This window comes from Xenorhabdus hominickii, from assembly GCF_002632725.1.
GTDB lineage: Bacteria > Pseudomonadota > Gammaproteobacteria > Enterobacterales > Enterobacteriaceae > Xenorhabdus > Xenorhabdus hominickii.
Window position 1 is genome coordinate 1,068,516 of the sequence record NZ_NJAI01000001.1, and the last position, 16,020, is coordinate 1,084,535.

The following is a 16,020-nucleotide window of genomic DNA, read 5'->3' on the forward strand; positions in this document are numbered from 1 at the left end:
TCATGAGTGATATCAATGTTGACAGTCTGTCGCTGGAAAAATCTGAAACGTTGAAGATGTTTCAGCGCCAGTACCAGCTACCGTTGCGTGGTGAAAGTCTCAACCCAATGATCGATGCAGCCACCCCTTTATTGGGGATGGTTCTGCGTTTGCAGGATATGAGTGATCAGGCACTGCCAGAAAAGCTTTACCAACAGGTTGTTACTGATATTCGAGCCGTTGAGCAGTTTCTGCAAAACAAGGGTTATGAACCCGGCGCGATTGTTTCATTTCGTTACGTACTGTGCACCTTCATTGATGAAACCGCGTTGGGGCACGGCTGGAACAGTCAAAATGGCTGGTTGAAACAATCGCTGCTGGTGCACTTCCACAATGAAACTTGGGGAGGTGAGAAAGTCTTTGTATTGCTCGAACGCCTGATGGGAGAGGCCCAGCGCTACCAGCACCTGCTGGAGTTCATTTACCTCTGCCTGTGCTTGGGTTATCGAGGACGCTACAAAGTCAGCACCCAAAAAAGTGATGATTTTGAGCGCCTGTTCCGTCGCTTGCAGCAACTGCTTCACTCACTGCGTGGTGAGGCTCCGCCGACCACACTTTATGTCAACATCAACGAGAGTGATGCGCGTTATCGCCTTAGCAGACGGTGGACCATTAAGCACCTGTTCTGTATCAGTGCGGGATTGCTGATTGCTATTTACAGCTTCTATGCCATCCGCCTCGGTGATCAGACCCAAGACATATTAAAGCAGCTAAGTAACTTATTGAGATAGGAAGTCGTCATGATCCAGATTGATCTGCCCACTCTTGTAAATCGTTTAAACCCGATGACCCGCCATGCACTGGAAGCGGCGGCGGCATCTTGTGTCAGTCAGCAACAGCCTGAAATTACCGTTGCGCAACTGCTGCTTCAAATGATCGATACACCACTCAGTGATGTGCGATTGATCCTAAATAAAGTAGACATCGATAAAGATCTGCTGAAAGAGCAACTCGATCAGGTGATGACCCATCATCAATCTATCGTGCAGAGTTACCCAAATTTCTCCCCAATGCTGGTGGAGTGGTTGCAGGATAGTTGGTTGCTGGCTTCTACCGAAATGCAGCACAGCGAGTTGCGCAGTGGTGTTTTGCTGATTGCGTTGCTGTTCAGCCCGCTGCGTTATTTGGCGCCACAAACCGCCCGCTTGTTGGCAGGTATCAACCGCGAATTACTGCGTCAAAACTTTTCTGAGTGGACAAATGGCTCTGCCGAACAACCTTTTAGCGTCAGTGACAAAGAGGGGCATGAGGGTGTACATCCGGCAAACAACGACAGCCTGCTGGCTCGTTTTGCCCAAAATATGACTGAGCAAGCACGTCAGGGCAAGCTTGATCCGGTGTTGTGCCGTGACAAAGAAATTGACTTGATGATCGATATCCTGTGTCGCCGCCGCAAAAACAACCCCATCGTTGTGGGTGAGGCCGGAGTCGGTAAAAGTGCCCTGATTGAAGGTTTGGCACTGCGTATCATTAACGATCGCGTACCAGACAAATTGCGCAACAGTGAGTTGATGACACTGGATTTGGGAGCGTTACAAGCAGGGGCTGCGGTTAAAGGTGAATTTGAAAAACGTTTCAAAGGCATCATGGCTGAAATCACTCAGTCATCAAAACCCATTATCCTGTTTATCGATGAAGCTCACACGCTGATCGGTGCGGGTAACCAAGCTGGTGGATTGGATATCTCCAACCTGCTGAAACCTGCTCTGGCTCGCGGTGAACTCAAAACTATCGCTGCGACGACATGGAGCGAGTACAAAAAATACTTCGAAAAAGACGCAGCTTTATCTCGTCGTTTTCAGCTAGTGAAAGTCTCTGAACCGACTGCGGACGAAGCAACCGTTATCATGCGTGGCTTGCGTGCCATCTACGAGCAGGCTCATGGCGTATTGATCGATGATGAAGCACTGAAATCCTCGGCGGTATTGAGTGACCGTTACCTATCTGGTCGCCAACTGCCAGACAAAGCCATTGACGTACTGGATACCGCTTGTGCCCGCGTTGCCATTAACCTGACATCGCCACCACGCCAGGTCTCTTCGCTGACCACCGAACTGCACCAGATGCAAATGGAAATCGACGTGCTGGAAAGGGAGCAACGCATGGGACTGAACGTCCATGTAGAGAGATTGGAAGAACTGCAAATCCAGCAAAAAGAGGTTCAGGAACAACTCACCGCACTGGAAAGGAGTTGGCAGCAGCAACAGGAGCTGGTGAAACAGATCATCGAATTGCGCCGCCAATTGCTGTCTGATGTGGTAGCCGAAACAGCCGATACCGTAGCTGATGATATTGCGGAAGAGACTACGGACGAAACTGTAGACGAGACTGCGGAAGAGACGGCTGAAAACGAACCCGCTATCCATGACGAACAGTCTTTAATCGAAAAAATGGCGGTGCTCAATGCACAGTTGGCGGAATTACAGCAGAAGCAAACACTGGTTTCCCCGCATGTGGACAAAACCCAGATAGCTTCGGTAATCGCTGAGTGGACTGGCGTTCCGTTGAACCGCTTGTCACAGAGCGAACTCTCGATTGTTACGGAACTGCCAACTCATCTTGGACAAAGCATCAAAGGGCAGGACATTGCGATCCAGTGTTTGCATAAACACCTGTTGACCGCCCGTGCAGATTTGCGTCGTCCGGGGCGTCCTCTGGGAGCATTCCTGCTGGTGGGGCCAAGTGGTGTCGGTAAAACTGAAACCGTTTTGCAAATTGCTGAACTGATGTTTGGTGGCCGCCAATACCTTACCACCATCAACATGTCGGAGTTTCAGGAAAAACATACCGTTTCACGCCTGATTGGTTCTCCTCCGGGTTATGTGGGTTATGGCGAAGGTGGTGTGCTGACCGAAGCCATCCGCCAGAAACCGTATTCTGTTGTGTTGCTGGATGAAGTGGAAAAAGCACACCCTGATGTGTTGAACCTGTTCTATCAGGCTTTCGACAAAGGGGAGCTGGCCGATGGAGAAGGGCGCATCATCGACTGTAAAAATGTCGTGTTCTTCCTGACTTCTAACCTGGGCTATCAGACCATCGTCGATTATGCCGAACAGCCGGATCAAATTAATGACCAGCTCTATCCAGAACTGGCGGCATTCTTCAAACCTGCGCTACTGGCTCGTATGGAAGTCATTCCTTATTTGCCTCTGGGCCATGAGACACTGAAAACCATCATTCAGGGTAAGTTGGCTCGACTGGATACACTGCTGACTCAACGTTTCAACGCAGAAGTCACTATCAGCGATGAAGTATCGGAAGAGATCCTGTTACGTGCAACTCGTGCGGAAAATGGTGCCCGTATGTTGGAGTCCATCATTGATGGTGCACTGTTACCGCCGGTTTCCTTGCTGTTGTTGCAGAAAATGGCTGCGGGTACACCAATCAGTGCCATTCGTTTAACCGTCGTAGAACACGAGTTCCATGCTGAGGTTGAGGAGGCGGAATAATGAAACAGCGGCTGAAAAGCGCGTTAGCGTTATTGGAAGATGACACTATAGAAAAACTGGTTGACCACTTTTTATTGGTCAGCCAAAGCCCGCGTTTTGATGCCCTGTTGGTTTTCCTGCTGAACATCCATGAAAACAGGTTGGAATGCTACAACTTACCGGACGTGGACCAAACCAGTTCACGTCGGCTGAATGTGGATATCGATGACGTCAATAATCCGTTGATACAGGTACTGCGCAAGGGAACGCCAACCGTTTGGAAATCCCTTAATCACGGGGCGCGCATTGACGATCTGCATTTCCGCACCTTTATTGCGGAGTTGCCACATAACTGCGGGTTGTACGGCATTCCCCTGTTTGACTGCAACGGACAGGCTTGTGGTGTGATTGCCATTTTTGCCGAAAATGTCAGCTATTTTACCAACAATGAAAACATGTTTGGCATCTATTGCCACGTCATGCAGCATCGCCTGAAAAAGTTGCAGGAACTCGAACAACTGCGTGGGCAGTTACGCCAAATTCGTCAAGTATTTCAGGTTCAACGCCAGAAAGAAAAACAACTGGATGAACTGCTTGCTTCCCTGAGTGAATCAAAAAACTCAGCGGCAACAAGCCGTATCTCCGTGGATTACAGTCATATCGATAATCTGCCAAAGGCCATAGAAGAATTTGAAAGCGCCGTGTTGGTTCAACGTCAGCGTCAGTTTGGCAATGACACCAGATTGATTGCGCAGAGCCTGGGAATTGCCCAGCGGACGTTGGTTTATAAATTGGCTAAATACGGGTGTAGATTATGAATATTATTTTAATTATCAGTTCATTGCTCGCATCATTGGCAGGGAATCCCAAGCTTGCGGAGGTGGTGGAACCAACGCAAGAGATTACGGTAAAGGAAGAGCAAAATTTAGATGAACTGCAAAAATGCCTATTTGAACCGTCTCCCCTTATCCGGCTGGCGTGTTATGACAAGGCGTTGAATAACCTCAAGTTCAAAACAGTAGCAATCCCGCTCGAAAATATGGGGACATCATGGCGGCAGGCGATGGAACAGGAGATGAAGCGCACGGATTATTCCACCGGCTTCATGATGACACAGGGAGAAAATGGCACGGGCCCGATCCTTCTGACCACACCTGCGCTTGGGGTTGCACCTCCTCGTCCCATATTAATGCTGAGTTGCATTGACAGTATAACCCGTTTGCAAGTGGCATTGCCTAAACCCGTTGAAACAGGAGATGTCACCGTGGAAACGGACAAAGCTCAGTATCGCACCGAGTGGTTCGTGCGGGAGCACGGTTATTTATGGGAATCCAGTCGTGGCTTGCCGGGCATTGAGGAAATCAAGCGCCTGATGGGAAGCGAGCGGATGACCATTACAGGCAGCAATGGTGGTCAGATAACCTTTAACATTTCTCAGTTGGAGCAGGCAGCGAAGCCATTACGTGCTGCTTGCCGTTGGTGATCGACATGGATATCAGAACACAATTCGACTGGTTCGGCTCTCTACTGGCCCCTCTGTCTGATGAGCAGATTGGTAAAGCGCTGGGAGACAGCGAACCCGCATGGGAATTTATTGACAGCGAAATGATCAAGTTTGGCTCGCTGTCGCATGGCTCGCTGGATGTTGAAGAGATCCAGCGGCGGTCACTGCAACTGCTGAGCGAAAACAGCAAAGACTTCCGGTTGGTGGTTCATTTGCTGCGCACCTTACAACATGCAGGTAACGCGGCTGAATTGATCCTCGCCATAGAACTGTTGGCTGACTATGTCAAAAACTACTGGGAAAAAGCCTCGCCGAATAAGCCATTGGTGAAACGCCGATTGGCACAGCAGGTACTCAAGCGTTTTGATTCAGCCCAAGGCAGCTTCACAGAGCAGGCGAGTAAAAGTGAACGGGATGATGCGCAAGGGGCGTTGGCACACCTTGCTCAGTGCTGGCATACCAATGAACCGGATCTTGCCAAAGAAGTTGATCAAATGCGCGTTCGCTATAACCGTCAGCCAGAAACCGTACCTTCGGCCCCCAAACCGGCTCCAGCGGTTACGTCGGCATCCACTGAGGGATCTGAGATGCAAACGTCTCAGGAACATGAAGCTGCACCGATGCCAGATGTGGACGTCAACAGCTCCAGTGAAAAGGCGTGGAAGCAGACTTTGATGACCGTGGCTGATTTGTTGTGTGAACGGCATCCCGAATCCCCCATCGGCTATTCCCTGCGCCGTCACGCTGTCTGGCATACCATCACCACGGCACCGATGGCGAATGCGACGGGAAAAACTCCGTTGGCAGCGACTTCCGCAGATCGCACTGCCGACTATCTGGCGCGATTGCCGATGGCGGACAACAAATTGCTGGCACAAATTGAGCAGAGCCTGACGTTGGCACCTTACTGGCTGGATGGTCATGTTATTGCCGCACAAGCCGCAGTACAACGGGGCTACGTAGATGTTGCCAGAGTCATTCGGGACGAACTCAAGGCATTTTTGGATCGGTTGCCTGCGCTGAAAACATTAAGTTTTTCTGACATGAGCCCGTTTATTTCTCCAGAAACCCTCGACTGGCTTACACCTGAACCAGTGGCAACGGGCAACGGTGCTGTTTCCGCTGATCAGGAAGCCATCTGGCAATGTTTGCAGCAATTGGGGCTGGAAGCAGCACTGAAAATGTTGGAAGAACATCAGCAGCAGCTTACGGAGCCTCGGGATCAATTCTACGGCCAATTGCTCAATGCCCAATTACTTGAAGACGCGGGCATGACAGCACTGGCACAACAGCATTACCGGAACCTGTTACACACTGGACAACACATGCAACTTACTCAATGGGAACCCAGCCTGCTGACCTTACTGGCTGAAAAGTTCCCTCCGCTCGATAAGGATACGGCTTCAAACAGGAGTGTTAACCCATGAAATGGCCCTCTTTGTCATCACTCTCTAACTTAAAATCAGCTTTGCCAGTGGTAGGGAAATTTAAATCACTGCCGCGTCTCAAAGCAACGATGGCACTCGTTCTGGCGCTGATCCCCTGTCTGCTGTTGATCGCGGTCTGGTGGTGGGGGCCGGAATGGAAACTCCGCAACGATTATCCGCTGGAAAGCCTCGCAGCTCGCTGGTTGGCAACTGCTATCATCATCATGATAGTACTGTTTTGGATCGGTATGAAGGCGTGGCGTCGCTTACGGACACTGGAGAAACTAAACCTTGATGTTGAACTGAAAGTAGTTGATCCGGTTCGGGTTGATATTGAACATCAGGATCGCTACCTCGAGCACTGGAAATCCCAGTTGCATCGCCATCTGGATAGTTATAACTATCTGTACCAGCGTCCTTGGTACATGATGATTGGCAGCCAGAATAGCGGTAAAACCTCACTGATTAAGGAAGGCTATAAGCTGTCTGAAATCGCGGCGCCGGAATATTTGCGTCAGGATGGAGATGTGCCTCTGATGCTGCATTGTTGGTTGGGTGAAAAAGCGGTCATCATCGACCCTAAAGGACAACTGATCGACCAGCCTGTCCCGCTCAATAGTGACAAGCCACAAATTAACAGCCGCCTGTGGGAAGCTTTGCTGAGCTGGTTGACGGAAAACCGCCAGCGCCAGCCACTGAATGGCATTATCCTGACTGTAGACACCCTGCGTCTGCTGACCGATAACCGCGAACAGCGTGATCGTTATGTGCGGGAAATCCACCAGCGTTTGCAGGATATCCGTCTGACTTTCCACAGTCAGTTACCGCTCTATCTGGTAATGACCAAAATCGACCTGTTGCACGGCTTTGAGGCGATGTACCAGTCACTGGATCGCAAACTGCGTGACCAGATTTTGGGGGTGACGTTCAGCCTCAATAACCGCGATGAAAAAGCGTGGCACAGTGAGCTGGATCAGTTCTGGAAACAGTGGATGAACAACTTGAACATGGCCATGCCGGACATGATGCTGAATAACGTGGATGCCAACCAACGCAGCGCCCTGTTCAGCTTCACCCGTCAGGTACAGGGGTTACACAGCTACGTCGCCCAGATGCTGGAAGATATCCTGTATAACGACGAAAATCACCGTCCAACACTGCGCGGAGTCTACCTGACTTCCGCCCATCAAGTGGGGCAGATGGACGACCTGTTCACCCAGTCGGCCTCAGCGCAGTATCATCTGGGTTCTCAGGCGTATCCCACCTGGCCGGTGGTCGATACTCTGCCGTACTTTACCCACGCGCTGTTTGAAGATGTGCTGTTGGCCGAACCGAATCTGGCGGCGGAAAACCGCATCTGGCTGAGCCGCAATCGCCGTCAGTTATACACCTTCTCGACCGTCAGTGCACTGGTGACATTGGCCCTGTGGGGCGGCTGGCACTATTTCTACCAGAAAAACTATCGGGCAGGCGAGGAAGTGCTGGCCCAGGCGAAGAACTTCCTGTCTGTGCCCGCGTCAAAAGAGGATGACCACTATGGCAATCTCCAGTTGCCGCTGCTGAATCCGATCCGTGATGCGACACTGGCTTACGGTAACTACCATGAGAACCAATCTTTCCTGACCGAGATGGCATTGTATCAGGGGGATCTCGTGGGCCCGTATGTGGCAAAAACCTACGAGAAACTGCTGGAACAGCGTTTCCTGCCGTCCCTGATGCAGGGGTTGCTGGATGACCTGAACCAAGCACCGACAGGCAGTGAAGAAAAACTCGAGATCCTGCGTGTGATGCGCATGATGGAAGATAAGAGCAAGCGTAACAGTGGCCTGGTGGCACAGTACATGCGTGAGCGCTGGAGTCAGGCGTTCCACGGTCAGCGTGATGTGCAGGATGCGTTGCTGACTCATCTGGATTACGCCCTGGTGCGTACCGACTGGAAAAAGAAACGGGATGAAGGCGAACAGGAGGCGATTGACCGTTTTGCTCCGTTTATTAAGCCGATCCATCAGGCTCAGCAGGAGCTGAAAACCCTTTCCGTCAAGCAGCGGGTGTACCAGAACCTGCGTATCAAAGCCCAGGATGCGTTGTCAGCCCCCGTCAACCTGCGTGACCAGATTGGCCCAAGCTTTGACAGCGTATTTGTGGCCAGCAATGAAAAGCGGCTGGAGATCCCGCAATTCCTGACCCGTCACGGCCTGGTAGATTATTTTGTTCCGCAAGGCGAGGGGCTGGTGGAACTGACCGAGATGGACAGCTGGGTGCTGAACATCGAACAAAATAATAAAGAGAAAGACAACGCGGTGGCGTCACAGAACCGTGACAATAACACGAATAACAATCAGTACAGTGAAACAGATCAGGATCGGATCAAGCGTGAAATCACGGAACTGTATCTGGCGGATTACACCGCGAACTGGCGGGCAGCGATGAACAACCTGGAAGTGCGGGACTTTGAGGACCTGCCACAGGCCATCAGTGCCATCGAACAGGTGATCAGCGGGGAACAGCCCATCAAACGGGCCCTGCAAATCCTGAGCGATAACACTCATCCGCCGCTGATGAGTGGTTCGCTGAGCGACAAGGAAAGGCAGGTGCTGTTGGCGAAGGAAGACTACCGGTTATTGAACCGCATCAGTCGGGACTTTGCGCCGGAAACCGGCGTACTGGTTGAGCACGGTGACAAGGGCAGCACGCTGCAAAGTGTCTACCAGAAACTGATGGCCTTGCACCGTTATCTGCTGGCGATCCAGAACTCCCCGGTGCCGGGCAAAGCAGCCTTGCAGGCGGTGCAGATGCGGCTGGACAAGAACAACAGTGACGCGATTTTTGAAGTGCAGCAGATGGCAAAAACCTTGCCGGAGCCGCTGAACCGTTGGGTCGGTGAACTGGCCGAACAGGCGTGGCGTGTGGTGATGATGGAGGCGGTGCGTTCGCTGGAAGTGGAATGGAACGACACCGTGGTTAAACAGTACCAGACCTATTTGGCCGGCCGTTATCCGTTCAATCCGCGGGCCACCGAAGAAGTGCCGTTGAGCGAGTTTGACCGCTTCTTCCGGCCGGGCGGCACACTGGATGCATTCTACCAGCAGAGTCTGAAACCGTTTGTGGAAAACAACCTGACCATGGGCACTGACGGCAAGATGCTGATCCGGCCGGATGTGATGAAACAGTTGGAAGTGGCGAGCCGCATCCGGACCACCTTCTTCACGCCACAAAACGGCCTTGGCACCCAATTTGCTATCGAGCCCGTCAGCCTGACCGGCAACAAACGCCGGGCTCTGCTGAACCTTGATGGTCAGTTGGTGGATTATTCCCACGGCCGCAGTAACGTGGCGCATCTGATATGGCCGAACTCCATGCGAGCCGGTACCGAAAGCAAGCTGACCCTGATGCCGGACAAAAACAATCAGGCCCCGCGTTCTATCAGTTTCACTGGCCCGTGGGCACAGCTGCGACTGATTAACAACGGCAAGCTGACCAACGTCCAGCCGGGTTTCTTTGACGTGCGCTTCAGTGTGGATGGCGGTGAGATGACCTACCGCATCTACGTGGATGAATCGGACAACCCGTTTGCTGGCGGGCTGTTCAGCCAGTTCAAACTGCCGGACACCCTCTATTAAGGTGAAGGTGTGTGGGGCAGTGTTGAACGTTAAATCCCCCCTGCCTTCGGCAGGGGTTTTTTTAAGGAGAAAGGCCAGATATGAGCGGGCACCCTGAAAATCTTATTATCCGGGCGGGCGGCAGTCCGCTGAACCTGCCGGAATTTGCGGTCATCCGCGATGAAATCAACAAAACCAGCCATCCGGCGCAGCCGGAAGTCAACTGGGCGCTGGTGGAATCCCTGTCCCTGACCATGTTCAGAACCAACGGCGTCGATTTGCAGACGGCGATTTATTATACCCTGGCACGGATGCAGCTGAACGGGCTGGCGGGGTTCACCGAAGGCTGTGAACTATTGGCCGGCGTTATCGTCAGCGAATGGGACGCTTTGTGGCCGCCGCAACCGCAGGTGCGCACCGATTTGCTGGAGTGGTTCCATGCCCGTACTGGCAGCGTGCTGCGCCAGCTGGACTTTGGCGCCGGTGACCTGCGGATGATTTACCGGGCGGAGCGGGCGTTGCAGCTCATCATCGACCGGTTGCAGCAATCTGACCTGAAACGCCTGCCCCGCATCGAGAACCTGCTGTGGTTCTTCCAGAATGCGGCGAAAAAGGTGGAAAAACCGCGGCAGTCCCTGAAACCGGCCCCGCAGCCGGTACAGATGCCGCCATTGGTTTATCTCTCCCAGTCGGAAGCCGAGTCGGATATGCCACCGCCCCCTCCGCCCCCGCGTCATGATCCTCAGCCTGCGGCCGATAATAACCAACAAAGGGTCAGGGTACAGTTTCCCGCTCCTCCGCCGAAGGGACTCAGTGCATGGCAGGGCTTTGGCCTCGGGGCTTTACTGGGCGGGCTGGTCTTGGTGGGGAGTTGGCTGCTGGTCTACAAACCCCTGCAACAGCAGTTTAATGCCATCACTGCGCAGCCTGCGGGTGCCCGGCTGGCATGGCTGTACCAGCCTGAGATGGGGAGCTACCAGAAACAGCTGGACCAACTGATGGAAACGCCGCCACTGGCCACGTGGAACGCGGCCCGCCTCGTGACGGACACCGCCGAACAATACTGGCCCGGCTCGCCGTCCCAGCGGCTGATCACCCGTCAATGGGAACAGCAGATGACCGCCCGCATTGACAGCGTGCCCCTGAGCCAGAGCTGGCACACCACCCACGACCAGCTTCAGCAGTTGGCGGACAAAATTTTGTTGCAGGAGCGGACCCGCGGCAGCTTCACGCTGTCCTACCTGAAAACCGCCATCTATGACCTTCAGCGCAGCCACGGCAGCGAGGTCCCACTGGAAGAACTGCTGCGTCAGCTAAGTGTCTACGCGGCGAACGGGGACAGCGCGCCGCCAGTGTTGCTGAAAGGGATTGATGACCGCTTTAACGCTCTGCTCGGCCGCTATGACCGGCTGCGTCAGGCGACAGAAAATTCGGGCAAAAATGGGGCCGAACACCCGACCAAACACCATGAACAAGCCGTCACTACTGACGGTGGGCATTAATCAGGGAGACAGACCATGTCAATGAAAAAGAGCATTGCGAAACTTAAGAAAGGGCAGGCCCTGGTCCAGAAGGGACAGCAGGCCGCCAAAATGGCCCAGCAGGTGGCGGGCGGGTTGGGGGGCGTGGGGAAAAGCGTGGGCGGTGGTTTGGCAGGAACCCCGGGGATAGTGCCGGGCGGTGGCTTTGGCGGCGGCTTGGGGGGCGCCAAAGCCACAATGGCTTCCGGCCAGAACTCTTTTGTCGGGCAGGGACTGGCTGAACGCGCGGCCAGTGGTCAGCATGCAGCGAATAAAGTGCTGCAAAAAGCCAGCCAGATGTTGGGGGGCGCTGGCAGTGGCCCGAGCGGGTTGCAGTTTACCCTGACGGCGGGTGGTTTGCCGCCACAGACCTTTGTCGTCACCGACTTCGCCCTGACGGAAGGCTTTTCCCAGCCCTTCCACCTGACGGTCGGGCTGGCAAGTGCGGACCCCGCGATTGACTTTCCGGCGGTCTTGGACCGTAGCGCCACTCTGACCATCTTGCAGGAGGGGGTGGAACAACGCAGCATCACCGGCATGGTGGCCCGTTTTGAACAGGGTAACACCGGGTTGCACCAGACCACCTACCAGATGACCCTGCGCCCTGACCTGTGGCGCACCACCCTGCGCCAGAACTCGCGTATCTTCCAGCAGCAGGACATTGCCACCATCGTTACCACCATTCTGAAAGAGCACGGTATCCGTGACGTGGTGTTCAGCCTGCGCCATCCGCATCCGGCGCGGGAATTCTGTGTGCAATATCAGGAAAGCGACTTTGTGTTCCTGCAACGCCTGACTGCGGAAGAGGGCATCTTCTATTTCTTCGAATGCGGCAACGGCCGTAACACCCTGGTATTTGCCGATGACGCCGGCTCTGTCCCGCCGGGACTTGTCATTCCTTACCAACCGGGGGAAGCCAGTACGCTGGGCGAACCCGCGGTGGGCAGCCTGACCTGCAGTGCGCAGGTGCGTCCGGCGCAGGTGGAATTGAAGGATTACACCTTCAAAAACCCGGCCTGGGCGGCGGAGTTCCGTGAGCAGATGAAGGAAGAAACCCTGCAGGAAATGTACTACGAGCACTACGACTACCCGGGCCGGTTCAAGGATGAAGCCCACGGCAAAGCCTTTACCCGCTACCGGCTGGAAGCCCTGCGCAACGATGCCGTGACCGGTCAGGGCATCGGGCAGGCCATCGCTATCCAGCCGGGCCGGTTGTTCACCCTGACCAACCACCCGCGCCCTGACCTGAACCAGCCGTGGCAGGTGGTCAGTGCGAACCACAGCGGCAGCCAGCCGCAGGCCCGGGAAACCGCCAGCGGCGACAGCGGCACCACCCTGCATAGCCACTTCAGTTTTATCCGCCATAACCAGCACTGGCGCCCGGCGCCGTTGCCGAAACCCGTGGTTGACGGCCCGCAAATCGCCAAAGTCGTGGGGCCCGCAGGCGAAGAAATCTTCTGTGACCAGTACGGCCGTATCCGCCTCCAGTTCCCGTGGGACCGCTACGGCCACAGCGACGACCAGAGTTCCTGCTGGATACGCGTCACTCAACCGTGGGCCGGCCAGGGCTGGGGCATGCTCGCCATTCCCCGCATCGGTCAGGAAGTGGTGGTGGACTTCCTGCACGGCGACCCGGACCAGCCGATCGTCACCGGCCGCACCTATCATGCCAGTAACATCCCGCCGGGCGCCCTGCCGGGTAGCAAAACCCAAATGGCCTTCCGCTCCAAGACTCACAAAGGCGAAGGGTATAACGAACTGCTGTTTGAGGATTCCAAAGGCAGTGAAAGGCTGTCGATGCATGCGCAGAAGGACATGGACACCACGGTGAAAGATAACCAGAGTCTGGTGGTGGAGAAGGGTAACCGAACACTGACCATCCTCAAAGGCCATGAAACCAAAAGGGTGCAAGAAGGCAACCTGTCGGAAGAAATCTGCCAGACCCGCAGTACGGCCGCCAGTTCGGTCGTTGTTGTGACGGAGGGGGCGAAAGGGGAAGAGCCGGGTACCCAGTTTTATAAGGCAGCCAACGCGATCACCCTGATGGTGGGAAGCAGCCAAATCCAGCTGGACACCGAAGGGATCGCGCTGGCCTTTAACGACAACCAAATTTTGATAAACGCCGAAGGGGTGTTTATCAACGGCACGCTGATCACCCTGAATTAACGGCGGACTGACCCCCGTCATTTCACTGACAAATAAACAAAGAGAAAAAGGAAACCCATGAGCGCACAAACTTACCCAATGAAAGAAGGCACCCTGACGATCCCGGCCGACTGGCGCGACGAATCGATGCACGTGTTTGTTCTGCCCGACGAGAGCGGGGCGAATCTGGTGATTAACCGCACACCGGTACCGATGGGGATCGACCCAGCCAGCTTTTACGAAGAGACACTGAGCCAGTTCGTCACCCACCTGCCGGGATATCAGGAGCAGGGACGGTCGCAGATGGAACTGAGCGGCGAGATGGCATGGCGGCTGGATTACCACTGGCAGAGCCCTGAGGGCGAGATGCACCAGATCGTGGTGTTACAAATCCGGGGCGATCAATTGCTGGCCTTTAACCTGACCTCAACACAGGCGTTTAACGACAGCCGGCGCAATGCCCTGCTGCGTGTGGTGAGCAGTTTTAACGCTGTCTGACAGGGGGCAGTCATGGGATTATTGGAAGGGGCGGCGGTACGTGCCGCCCGAATGGCGGCCGTTCGGGCCGGCACCGCGTCAGCCAAGGGGGGCAACGGGCCGAAGGCGGCTCGGGTCGATGATCCTATCCAGCACAGCAGCTTTCTGGCCGCGCTGGCGGGGGTCGTCGCCGGTGCCCTGATTGCGGCGGCGGTCATCGGGGCGGTCGGTCTCCTGTTGGGCCCAATCGGGGGGCTGCTCGTCGGGGGTTATATCGTGGCTAAAATGGCAGGAACTATTGCCAGTGCCAGTGCCGCCGTGACGCGAATGTGCGACAGTGTGTGCTCGCCGGACGGGATGCTGATGTCGGGCTCGAACAACGTCAAAATCGAGGGAAAAAAGGCGGCCCGTGCCGAAGTCGATACATCGAGTTGCAGTAAACACCCCGGGTCGCTGATTGCGCAAGGCAGCGAAACCGTGTTTATCAACAGCCAGGCGGCCGCGCGGGCGGGGGACAAACTGGTGTGCGGGGCGGCCATCAAGGGCGGGGCGAGTACCGTCCTTATCGGCTCCGGGCAGGGCACCTACATGGACATTGCCGAAGAGTTCTCGCCCTGGCAGCGGGCGCTGCTGGTGGCGGTAGAATTTCTGGTACCGCCCCAGCGGGGCCTGATGAAAGTCGGCTTCAAGCTCCTGAGCAAGGGAGGACGAAAAGCCCTGTTGAGGCTGGCGGTGAAAGAGGCCAAATCCAGTCTCCGGGATGCGAAGGCGGTGCTCGCGGGCGCAAAGATGGCGGCGCAGAACGCCAAAAAATGGGCCCAAAAAGCCGCCAAAAACCCGAAATGGGCCGCGCAAAGTGTGGCAAAAGGCGCTATGTCGGGCGCGAAAGTGGCCGCCAGCGCGGCCAAAGGCCATGTGAAACAGGTGGCAGCAAACGCCAAAAATCGCATCAATCAGACGAGAAACCGCATCAGCAATGCCGGGCGCAGTATGAAAGGCGGGGCCGCCAAGGTGTTGAATGGCGCCAAAAAAGGGGCCAATACAGCCGGTAAGGCCGTCAAAAATGATTTATCCTACCGTAGTCAGGCTGCGAGACGCGGCTACAATTCAACACAGGGGGCAAAACGTTATCTGGAGGCCATCAAACGTTTCTTCTGTAAAGACCCCATCGATGTGTCAACCGGCATGTTGTTTGACCAGCGCATTGATATCGAACTGGGGCAGACCATTCCCCTCACCTTTATGCGCAGCTGGTCACCGGGCGAACGGGGGCTGTTGGGTGAAAACTGGACTGACACTTTTTCGGGCAGTGCAGTAATCAATGGTGACCAGATAGCTATCCGTACCACCGAAGGCGCCTGCCTTTACTTTGTGCTGATGCCGCATGAACAGCGCAGCCAAAACCCGGAGCATCCGGCCTTCACGCTGAGCCGGGACGGGACGGGTTTTTGTCTGCAGGAGCGTAACAATCCGGTCAGCCAGCATTTCACCGTGCCGGTACCGGCCGAAGAGGACGGGCTGCAATGGCAACTGGGGGCTCTGAAGGATGTGTACGGTAATCAGATCCAGTTCCACTACAGTGATGAACATCGTTTGACCGGCGTCAATCACAGTGACGGCCCGGCACTGGCGCTGCTGTACCGTGAAGACGGTAAGCTGGAAGCAATACGCCGTTGTGATGACGAACAGGATGACGTGATGGCCCGCTATGGCTACCACGACAACGGCTGGCTGGCGGACGCCGACAGCACCCAGCATTTTCACCTGTTCTATGAATACAATGAACAGGGGCTGATCAGCCGTTGGTCGGACGGTGATCAGACCGCCGTGGAGTACCGCTATGATGCGCAGGGGCGTTGTATTTATACCGTAGGCAGCGGC

10 protein-coding genes are annotated in these 16,020 nt (G+C 54.9%); all 10 read left to right on the forward strand.

Translation table 11 applies throughout. From position 1 onward, the window contains the following. Positions 1 to 2: 2 nt before the first annotated feature. Positions 3 to 770 carry a type IVB secretion system protein IcmH/DotU gene (gene icmH, locus Xhom_RS04770; RefSeq protein WP_069317631.1) on the forward strand — a complete coding sequence of 256 codons (768 nt, stop codon included), beginning with the start codon at positions 3 to 5 and terminating at the stop codon, positions 768 to 770. A gap of 54 nt (positions 771 to 824) precedes the next feature. Beyond that, the gene (gene tssH / locus Xhom_RS04775; RefSeq protein WP_418384943.1) at positions 825 to 3,488 is read left to right on the forward strand and encodes a type VI secretion system ATPase TssH; all 2,664 of its coding nucleotides are present in this window, start codon (positions 825 to 827) and stop codon (positions 3,486 to 3,488) included. Next, positions 3,488 to 4,285 carry a Fis family transcriptional regulator gene (locus Xhom_RS04780; protein WP_069317633.1) on the forward strand — a complete coding sequence of 266 codons (798 nt, stop codon included), beginning with the start codon at positions 3,488 to 3,490 and terminating at the stop codon, positions 4,283 to 4,285. The genes tssH and Xhom_RS04780 overlap by 1 nt, the downstream gene beginning before the upstream one ends. Further along, positions 4,282 to 4,950 carry a type VI secretion system-associated protein VasI gene (gene vasI, locus Xhom_RS04785; RefSeq protein WP_069317634.1) on the forward strand — a complete coding sequence of 223 codons (669 nt, stop codon included), beginning with the start codon at positions 4,282 to 4,284 and terminating at the stop codon, positions 4,948 to 4,950. The genes Xhom_RS04780 and vasI overlap by 4 nt, the downstream gene beginning before the upstream one ends. A gap of 5 nt (positions 4,951 to 4,955) precedes the next feature. Then, the gene (gene tssA, locus Xhom_RS04790) at positions 4,956 to 6,398 is read left to right on the forward strand and encodes a type VI secretion system protein TssA (protein WP_069317635.1); all 1,443 of its coding nucleotides are present in this window, start codon (positions 4,956 to 4,958) and stop codon (positions 6,396 to 6,398) included. Next, positions 6,395 to 10,018, forward strand: a complete 3,624-nt coding sequence (tssM, locus tag Xhom_RS04795; RefSeq protein WP_069317636.1) for a type VI secretion system membrane subunit TssM — start codon at positions 6,395 to 6,397, stop codon at positions 10,016 to 10,018. The genes tssA and tssM overlap by 4 nt, the downstream gene beginning before the upstream one ends. 80 nt (positions 10,019 to 10,098) lie before the next feature. Continuing rightward, positions 10,099 to 11,499, forward strand: a complete 1,401-nt coding sequence (locus tag Xhom_RS04800; protein WP_069317637.1) for a VasL domain-containing protein — start codon at positions 10,099 to 10,101, stop codon at positions 11,497 to 11,499. Positions 11,500 to 11,514: 15 nt separating this feature from the next. After that, positions 11,515 to 13,683, forward strand: a complete 2,169-nt coding sequence (locus Xhom_RS04805) for a type VI secretion system Vgr family protein (protein ID WP_069317638.1) — start codon at positions 11,515 to 11,517, stop codon at positions 13,681 to 13,683. A 57-nt stretch (positions 13,684 to 13,740) separates the two neighbouring features. Then, on the forward strand, positions 13,741 to 14,160 hold the full coding sequence (locus tag Xhom_RS04810; protein ID WP_069317639.1) for a DUF1795 domain-containing protein: 420 nt from the start codon (positions 13,741 to 13,743) through the stop codon (positions 14,158 to 14,160). 12 nt (positions 14,161 to 14,172) lie between these two features. Further along, positions 14,173 to 16,020, forward strand: a 1,848-nt coding sequence (locus tag Xhom_RS36350) for a PAAR domain-containing protein (protein WP_244590773.1), incomplete at its 3' end; no start/stop codon positions are given.